Source organism: Marinobacter gelidimuriae (assembly GCF_000372805.1).
Taxonomy (GTDB): domain Bacteria; phylum Pseudomonadota; class Gammaproteobacteria; order Pseudomonadales; family Oleiphilaceae; genus Marinobacter; species Marinobacter gelidimuriae.
Genome location: NZ_KB889951.1, coordinates 1 through 6,210 on the forward strand (window position 1 = coordinate 1; position 6,210 = coordinate 6,210).

Annotated in this window: 8 protein-coding genes; 2 read left to right on the forward strand and 6 right to left on the reverse strand. The window is 53.1% G+C overall.

All coding sequences use genetic code 11. From position 1 onward, the window contains the following. Nucleotides 1-335: 335 nt before the first annotated feature. Nucleotides 336-839, forward strand: coding sequence for a sulfotransferase (locus A3OI_RS20860; RefSeq protein ID WP_051078113.1), 504 nt, complete (start codon nt 336-338; stop codon nt 837-839). 71 nt (nt 840-910) lie between these two features. Here the strand turns inward: A3OI_RS20860 and vapC are convergent, their stop codons facing one another. Beyond that, nucleotides 911-1,312, reverse strand: a complete 402-nt coding sequence (gene vapC / locus A3OI_RS0118175) for a type II toxin-antitoxin system VapC family toxin (protein ID WP_018405632.1) — start codon at nt 1,310-1,312, stop codon at nt 911-913. Then, entirely contained in the window at nt 1,309-1,503 is a 195-nt protein-coding gene (locus A3OI_RS0118180) for a type II toxin-antitoxin system VapB family antitoxin (RefSeq protein ID WP_018405633.1), read from the reverse strand. The genes vapC and A3OI_RS0118180 overlap by 4 nt, the downstream gene beginning before the upstream one ends. 245 nt (nt 1,504-1,748) lie before the next feature. Between A3OI_RS0118180 and A3OI_RS0118185 the strand changes: the two genes are divergently transcribed. Next, nucleotides 1,749-2,468 carry a tyrosine-type recombinase/integrase gene (locus A3OI_RS0118185; protein WP_018405634.1) on the forward strand — a complete coding sequence of 240 codons (720 nt, stop codon included), beginning with the start codon at nt 1,749-1,751 and terminating at the stop codon, nt 2,466-2,468. A 46-nt stretch (nt 2,469-2,514) separates the two neighbouring features. On the opposite strand, the gene A3OI_RS0118190 is transcribed toward A3OI_RS0118185, so the two are convergent. The 4 genes from A3OI_RS0118190 to A3OI_RS20865 all read right to left on the reverse strand — a co-directional run. Beyond that, the gene (locus tag A3OI_RS0118190; RefSeq protein ID WP_018405635.1) at nt 2,515-3,513 is read right to left on the reverse strand and encodes a site-specific integrase; all 999 of its coding nucleotides are present in this window, start codon (nt 3,511-3,513) and stop codon (nt 2,515-2,517) included. Continuing rightward, nucleotides 3,510-4,448, reverse strand: coding sequence for a tyrosine-type recombinase/integrase (locus tag A3OI_RS0118195; RefSeq protein ID WP_018405636.1), 939 nt, complete (start codon nt 4,446-4,448; stop codon nt 3,510-3,512). The genes A3OI_RS0118190 and A3OI_RS0118195 overlap by 4 nt, the downstream gene beginning before the upstream one ends. Continuing rightward, on the reverse strand, nt 4,445-5,686 hold the full coding sequence (locus A3OI_RS0118200; protein WP_018405637.1) for a site-specific integrase: 1,242 nt from the start codon (nt 5,684-5,686) through the stop codon (nt 4,445-4,447). Before A3OI_RS0118200 ends, A3OI_RS0118195 begins: the two co-directional genes overlap by 4 nt. An 83-nt stretch (nt 5,687-5,769) precedes the next feature. After that, the coding region (locus A3OI_RS20865) for a tyrosine-type recombinase/integrase (RefSeq protein WP_018405638.1) at nt 5,770-6,210 on the reverse strand (441 nt) is incomplete at its 5' end.

A 6,210-nucleotide genomic window follows, 5' to 3' on the forward strand; every position in this document is an offset into this window, starting at 1 on the left:
GCCCGATCACGGAGATCAGACTCGACCCAGTCCAGCACGATCGGATGGGCGTCGAGCAGGTTGGACATGGCTTCGAGCTCGATGGCGATGTCGTGTTCAAGGACAGAATCGAATAGACTGGGCTGGACGGTGCGTTTCTGACGCATTGTTGCCTCTCTTGTTTGCGTTTTGTCATGATATTCAATGGCTTGACTGTTCATGATAGCAAAAACAAGTAGAGGCTTCTCCTCTTTTATTGTAATTCAGTAGCAAATTCAGACGCTTACGTTTCCGGATGGACACTAGGTAAATGTTTTGAAATTCTTGACTTTGATCATCAAAGTCAGAACTTAGGGTTGGTCAAAGATATTGGCGAAGGTGATTTATCTCGGATAATGGCGTTGGCGGATAAAAAGGAAACGTTTGAAGACTGGCCTTGGATTATTCTATACGAAGAACTTGATAGAGCATTCCCAGATAGCCGGTTTATCCTGACAAAACGACAACATGAAAAATGGATTCAAAGTTATAAAAATATGCTGGCCAACCAAGGTGATGCATCAAAGGAATTAAATGAAATACGCCGAATTCTATATGGATTACCATTTCCTGATGTTTCAGAGTCGCAGCTCGTTGAACGATACGAGAAACACAACGCCGAAGTTGAATACTATTTTCGCGACCGTCCAAAAGATTTGCTTATTATTAACTGGGAAGAAGGAGATGAATGGAAAGAACTTTGTGACTTTTTAGGAAAAGACGTGCCAATTAAGCCATTTCCACACGCTAACAAAGGTTCATATATAGATAAATCTAAGACGAATAGGCTGACAGATATTGTTAAAAGCTGGTTTAAATAACTGCATAACCAGGCAATTCAACTGAACTCACTGCCGCGCTGCACGCGCCCGTGATCCGGTTAATTGCAGCGTTATGTTTCAGATGCAGCAGAACGCAAGCCAAGGTGATCAACGAAAGGGATAAAATCGCGATCAAGAAATAGCAGTGATATGCTTTTCTCTATGCAAAACGTCGCGATGATGACGTCAGCGGTTTTTCGTATCGTGACCCCTTGCTTTCGCAATGCACGATAATTCTCTGCGCACTTTTCAGCCATCGCTTTGCCAAACATTTCATGTTGATCCAGAGTTAAGAGAAGTTGCCTGGTTTTGCGATAATCGCGGTCGCTACGAATTCCTTGCAGAATTTCGAGGAATATCAGGTCGCCGATGGCAACGGTCCCTTCAATAATTGCCGAATCGAGCAGATCTGTGTGAGGGCTTTGGACTCCGTTGAAATAGTCGATCCAGACACTGGTATCTACCAGTATCATTTATCACCTCGCATATCGTCCAAGTTGCCTTCCCACTTGATTTTTCCACGTAATTTACGAAGCTCTTGTTGCTGGCTCATGCGCACCAACAGCTTTAGGCCTTGCTCAACGGCCTCTTTTTTGGTTTCGTAGCCTGAAGTCTTCAGAGCGTCGGCCATCAATTTGTCATCTATAACAATATTCGTTCTCATGTCATTTCTCATGTGTATAGAGCGTAAGTTCTATACACAATCTAGCATGGCCTAGTGAACATAACAATCGGCTGCACGGCGACCGATTTTCCGCCGCTTCGCGGTTCCAAACCGGCGTGTGAGCCAAGCGTTGAACTAAACCGCTTCGCGGTAGCAAGTAAGCTTGAAAGTTTCCTGCGAGATCAGGTGAATTGACCGATACTTTTGATTAGCCCGAGTGGGCTTTCAAAAGAGGAGATAGTGTCATGACACCACTACGTCAGACCATGATCCAGGCCATGTGCCAACATGGCTTTTCCCCCCGAACCCAGCACAGCTATCTTTACGTCGTCACCGCGCTGGCCCGTTATTATCGGCGCTCGCCCGATCAGTTGAAGGTGGAAGACTTACAAGTCTTTTTCAACTATCTGGTGCAGGAGCGCTCGCTGTCACCGGCCAGTTGCCGTGTTTACCTCCATGGCATCCGGTTTCTGTATCTGAAGGTGCTGCACTGGGCGCACTTCGATGTAACCCTGGTGCTGCCCAAGCGACCTCAGCGCATTCCGGAATTACTGACCCGTCAGGAAGTTGCTCGCCTTCTGTCCGTCGTCGTCAATCCCAAGCATCAGGCTTTGTTATCCGTCACCTATGCATGCGGTTTGCGCGTCAGCGAAGCGGTCGCGCTGAAGGTGAAAGACATTGATGGTGAACGCCATCTGCTTCGAATTGAGCAGGGCAAGGGCGCCAAAGACCGGATGGTGCCCTTGGCTCCCGGGTTACTCCAGGCGCTCCGTCGCTATTGGCGGATTCGTCATCCCATGCTCTGGTTATTTCCCAGCGATTTACTCCCGGACAGACACCTTCATATCACCACGCCTCAGAAGGTCTACCACACAGCCAAGACAACCAGTGGCATTGAAAAATGCGGTGGCATTCACGCCTTGCGCCATTATGCCGAATCCCGAATTATGCCGAATGGTGCTTAACAATCAGGTGGCGGCCTGGCGTTGCGCTGTATGATATTCGGCATTATCAGAGGCTAGTCAGAAAAGCCAACAACGTATCATCAGGCCGATACCGCCCGCGCGGTACGCTCAGGGGAGTCGTTTTTTCAAGCGCCTGTTCTTTCATCTCCAAGCTGGCGTGGAGGTAGACCTGCGTAGTCTCGACCGATTCGTGGCCGAGCCACAATGCAATGACGGCGCGATCGACCCCATGCTGCAGGAGATCCATTGCTGCGCTGTGGCGAAGAACATGCGGTGAAACGTGCTTGAGTTTCAGCGAAGGGCAATGCTCTCTCGCTTTCGCGACATGTTTGGCCACCAGGTGCTCAATACTGTCACGGCTGAGCGAGCTACCGCGTTGACTGGGAAATAGCGGATCTGTGAGTTGGCCATGGCGTTCGCGTAACCATTGATGTAACGCTTTCACAGCATCACTGCGCAGTGGTGTACAGCGAGTCTTGCGGCCTTTTCCGAGACAGCGGACGTAGGCGCCATGACCGAGCACAATGTCTTGGCAGCCCAAGTTAATCAGCTCCGAAACCCGTAAGCCGGTTTGAACAGCCAGCAGCAACAACGTCCGATCACGGCGACCAAACCATGTGGTCTGATCAGGTGCAGCCAGCACCGCTTCGACTTCGGTACGGGTCAAGAACTCGATCTGGATACGTTCGTGGCGCTTGCTAGGCATCGCCAAAACGCGTTGAGTCAGCGCGCTGAAGGCGGGCTCATATAAGGCTACATAGCGAAAGAAGGAATGGATAGCCGCTAAACGCACGTTACGACTCCTGGGGCTATTGCCACGGTCGGCTTCGAGGTGATCTAAGAAATCGCCGATGAGCGGCGCGTCCAGCTCCATCAACGACAGCGCCGAGGGAGCTTTTTTCGTCTTCTTTTGAACAAATCGTAGCAATAAGCAGAACGTGTCTCGGTAGCTCGCGATCGTATGGGGACTGGCCTGACGCTGGCGCATCAGGCGATCGGTGAAAAACGCTTGCAGCAAGCGGGCAAGGTTGGCGTCGTTGTTCATAGCAGCGTCCCCCCGTCCGGAAACGGCTCAAGGCGCTGCGAGACCAAGCTTAATAACTCAGGGGTGGCGGTGAGATACCAGTAGGTATCGTTCACATGGGCATGACCCAGATAAGCAGCCAGTTCCGGCAGATGCTGTTCAACATCAACACCGGAGCGGTACCAGTTTAACAAGGTGCGAATAGCAAAGCCGTGACGCAAATCGTGCAGCCGAGGCCCGAAGCTGTCCTGGGGACCGCGCAATCCGATCTGTCTAGATAGCTTCACGAACGTAGCGCGCACAGTGCACGTCGTCAGCCGGATACCGCGTTCGGAGATAAAGAAACTTGGCGTCAGGGCTGAAGAGTACAGGCGATCGCGCTGTGTTGCGTAGTCTTGCAGCGCTGCCCGGGTGGTGGGATGGAGTGGCAACCAGCGTGACTTGCCGAACTTGCTGCCGCGAATGGTAAGGCTCCCGTCGATGAGATCGACATCGGCACGGTCCAGCGCAACAGGTTCGCTAATCCGCATCCCCGCAACAGTCAGCAGACTCAATAAGGTCGTGTAGGTCAGCGCCCGTAGGCCGCCTGGTGAGGGCAGATGTTTGGCAGCCAGCAACAGCCGCGTGATCTCCTCATCGCTGAAAATATACGGTGGCTTTCGGGTATAACGATGGGGTAGCAAACCCGGTGGCGGAACTTCAGTGCGCGCCTCCAAAGCGCTGCAATACTGAGCGAACAGGCGCACTATCCCAAGTCGTCTTGCCCAGCGTGCAGGCGATGCCTGTCTGGATTGTATGGCCCAGCGTACCGCGAGTTCAGTGGTAATAAAGCAGGCGCCTTCAGCCTCGGTAAAGCCGACAAAATCGTGCAAACAAAGCCCAGTGTCGTACAGTTTAAAGCCCAATGCCCGACGCATATTCAGGTACTCGGTCAACGCCGTATTCAACGCGCTCATGCCACACCTCCCGGCCACTGCTGCGCCAGAGCGATGAGAGTATCCCGATCGATCTTGGCATAGATCTCGGTGGTTTGAGGTAGACGATGGCGGAGTAGTTGACCTATCTCGACTAGCGAGGCCCCTTGGCGCAACATCCGCGTGGCCAGGGAATGGCGCAGCAAATGTGCACCTTTACACGCCGGTTCTAGGTTGGCCCGTTTTAGTGCTCGGCGCATCATCGAGTCGATAGCCACGGAACTGGCGAAACCCACATGTGGGGCTTTCATGCGGACAAATACGCGGCGTGTGGTACAGGAAGGGCGGCCATCATGCAGATATTTGGCGAGCGCTTCGCCGACATCCACCGGTAGCGGAAGCTGATCCGCGCGGTTGCCTTTCCCTCGCACGGTAAGCAGTCCTCTGTGCCAATCAATATCGTCTAAGCACGCATGAACCAGGTCACCGGCGCGCAGCCCCAGACGCGCAAGCAGCAGTAACATGGTGTAGTCGCGCTGGCCGGCTACAGTGCTTTGATCGCAGTGTTGCAATAATCGATCTACCTGCTCTGGCTCAAGATATTTGGGCACCGTTGATAAGCGCCAGTGCGCGACCGTCGGTACTGCGGCCGCTAGTGGCACCCTCAGATAGCCACGCTGCTGGAGAAACAGTAAGAAGCTTCGCAACGCCGTAACCATCAATTGGGCCCTAGCGGGTCCCAACTTAGGTGCCTGATTCAGTACAAAGTTAGTGACGTCACGTATGCACAGTTGCTCTAAATCTAGGGATCCCTGGTCAATACATGTGAGCAAAAAATCCCGGATGAAAGGCAGGTAAATACGTAACGTGGCATCACTGAGTCCACGTTCGTTATGTAAATACTGCGCGTAGTCCCGCTCGAGTCGCGCCTCCAAGCTCTCATCCACTGGCGTCAATGGCCGCGCGAGAATGCCGCTGCAGCGCAACTGCTCCAGGAGCGACTGCAGCGTTGCGGGGTCACCATGATAGGTACGACGCTCACGTTGGTGTAGTTCGCGAAGAAAAGCGCCGACCTGCTGTTCACCCAATGCATCAACACTGAGTTGATGGCGTTCGAGCCATCGGCTGAGCTTGGCCACGACCCTCAGCTTGTCGACGACTGTCACAGCCGCATAGCCCTGGTCGGACAGGTGCTGTTCAAAGGGATCGATATAGGGACTTAAGGGCCCAGCATGCAAACGCTGCCAGGCAGTAGGATCAGAAAAATATGTACGGATCATGATCGGCTCCTCGTCAGACCGACCTCATGGCCGGTACGAGAAGACAACCAGATTATGCCGAATCAACAAACCTCCTCTACGCACTAAGCACAGGAGCGAAGGGCTGTCTCGTGAATGGTGAATAGGCTATTCGGCATAATTCGGGATTCGGCATAATGACGCAGGGAGTGAATGTGAACATTCTTGCGGATACCGCAGTCCAGAGCGACCAGCTTGATCGCCTTCTGCACCCCGCCCCGGTCCATCACTCGGGGCTTGCCGGAGGTGGCAACCGACGCATACGGCGGGTGCCCCCCGGGGAACAGCAGGTCCGGATGACGGTGAGTGGCCCAATAGCGCCGCAAGGCCTTGAGTGTCATCAGCGGTAAAGGCACGAAGCGATCCTTCTTGCCCTTGCCACAGCGCACATGCACCCGCATCAGGTGACTGTCGACATCGGCGATGGTCAGGTTCAGGGACTCGCTCAGTCGCAGGCCCAGACTGTAGGTGGTGAGGAAATAGACCTGATAACTGAGTTTGCGTGT

What these genes read in the sequence shown, in the direction of transcription:
- vapC (WP_018405632.1), bottom strand. Translation starts at nt 1,312, where the DNA reads ATGATACTGGTAGATACCAGTGTCTGGATCGACTATTTCAACGGAGTC.
- A3OI_RS0118180 (WP_018405633.1), bottom strand. Translation starts at nt 1,503, where the DNA reads ATGAGAACGAATATTGTTATAGATGACAAATTGATGGCCGACGCTCTG.
- A3OI_RS0118185 (WP_018405634.1), top strand. Translation starts at nt 1,749, where the DNA reads ATGACACCACTACGTCAGACCATGATCCAGGCCATGTGCCAACATGGC.
- A3OI_RS0118190 (WP_018405635.1), bottom strand. Translation starts at nt 3,513, where the DNA reads ATGAACAACGACGCCAACCTTGCCCGCTTGCTGCAAGCGTTTTTCACC.
- A3OI_RS0118195 (WP_018405636.1), bottom strand. Translation starts at nt 4,448, where the DNA reads ATGAGCGCGTTGAATACGGCGTTGACCGAGTACCTGAATATGCGTCGG.
- A3OI_RS0118200 (WP_018405637.1), bottom strand. Translation starts at nt 5,686, where the DNA reads ATGATCCGTACATATTTTTCTGATCCTACTGCCTGGCAGCGTTTGCAT.